Consider the following 1,396-nt stretch of genomic DNA (forward strand, 5'->3'; position numbering starts at 1 on the left):
ACCTGATGCAGTTCATATTCGGGATGGAAGTGCCAGCGCACCGTGTGGAAGGGGTAGCCGTGCGACCACGCCTTGAAGGACTCACCGCGTCGTATCTGGACAACTTCCAGGTCCGGTTCCATGTCCGTTTCCTCCCGGGCCGGCACGGATATCTGCCGCGTTCGGCCTAATTCCCTAACCCGGCCGAATTGGTTTCGGCTCTGCATTTCAAGAGCCAAGGTACCGGCTCATGACAACAGGCGCCACCACGATTCAAGACAACGGATGATACTTTTTTAACCGGGAGGCGGCGCTCAGAAGCGCTATTCGGGCAGAACAGGTCAGTCTTGCTGACGCGTTCGCTCAATTGACCAACGAGGATGCCGCCCGCCCGGAAAGGAATTCCGGCGTCTCCGTGGTCGCCTGGCCTATCGCAAGAACAGCGTGTTCAGGCGCTGTTGCAGCGCCGTCATCGTCAGTTCACCTCGTGCGCAGCGCACCACCGGCCGCCGTCGCGAGCGGCGAAACCATCTCCGGCACCAATATGTCGTGGCGGCGCGCGAAGCTGACCAGCGTGGCCCGCACCGTCTCCGAATCAATCTCGCCGACGATGCCCTCCTTGCAAGCGTTGAGTGCGACGGCATGGGCGCCGTTGCGGCCGGCGCTCGGCCAGTCCTGCAGCAGTGCGTAAGCTTCCATCACGCTGTCGATCTTCCTCGGAAAGCCCATTCCGACCAGAAGGGTGACCGGTTCCTCAAATTGCCCGCGATTCATGGCTTGTGCCTCCTCTCGATTGTGCCTGTAGCGGGCCGAGCACCGGGAGCGCGGCCCGCCGCGGATAGGTGAATGGACTGGCCGATTCCCGTTCAACCGCTGCCGGCGGATACCTCGGATGTTGCCGACACTTGCTGCGCGGCAAGGAACATCAGTGCCGACGCCGCGGTTCGCCGGTTCCAGCCGGCAGCTTCAGCCATGTCGAGCAGCCCTGCCAGCAGCGGCTTCAGCACGTTCCTGCATTCTGTTTCATAGGCCAGGAATTCCTTCGCTTGGTGCGTAGGAGCCGGTACGGATCCGAGGCCAGCCATTGCATCCATCTTTACCTCCACTTTCTCTTCGGATGACGCCCGCTCCCCGCCAGGGAAGCGGGCGGATTGGCCGTGACCTCAGAAGTCCATACTGGCGCCGGCGGGCATTGCCGGGGCGGCGGCTTCCTTCTTCGGCTTCTCGGCCACCATCGCCTCCGTGGTCACCAGCAGGCCGGCGACCGATGCCGCGTCCTGGAGAGCGGTGCGCACCACCTTGGCCGGGTCGATGACGCCCTGGCCGTAGAGATCGCCGAATTCGTTGGTCTGGGCGTTCCAGCCCCAGCCGAATTCGCTTTTCTCGCGCAGCTTGCCGACGATGATCGAGCCTTCGG

Annotated in this window: 3 protein-coding genes and 1 pseudogene; all 4 read right to left on the reverse strand. The window is 63.1% G+C overall.

Annotation, left to right across the window (positions count from 1 at the left end):
• Nucleotides 1-122 (reverse strand): annotated as a pseudogene (locus tag EN750_RS41190) (AraC family transcriptional regulator); the annotation flags it as partial.
• A 337-nt stretch (nt 123-459) separates the two neighbouring features.
• On the reverse strand, nt 460-753 hold the full coding sequence (locus EN750_RS34340; protein WP_127399278.1) for a DUF982 domain-containing protein: 294 nt from the start codon (nt 751-753) through the stop codon (nt 460-462).
• A 92-nt stretch (nt 754-845) separates the two neighbouring features.
• The gene (locus tag EN750_RS34345) at nt 846-1,073 is read right to left on the reverse strand and encodes a hypothetical protein (protein WP_013530720.1); all 228 of its coding nucleotides are present in this window, start codon (nt 1,071-1,073) and stop codon (nt 846-848) included.
• 69 nt (nt 1,074-1,142) lie between these two features.
• A partial coding sequence (locus EN750_RS34350) for a TCP-1/cpn60 chaperonin family protein (RefSeq protein WP_281062373.1) occupies nt 1,143-1,396 on the reverse strand: 254 nt, incomplete at its 5' end.

The sequence above is a fragment of the Mesorhizobium sp. M7A.F.Ca.ET.027.03.2.1 genome, assembly GCF_003999175.1.
In the GTDB taxonomy this organism is placed as follows: Bacteria; Pseudomonadota; Alphaproteobacteria; order Rhizobiales; family Rhizobiaceae; genus Mesorhizobium.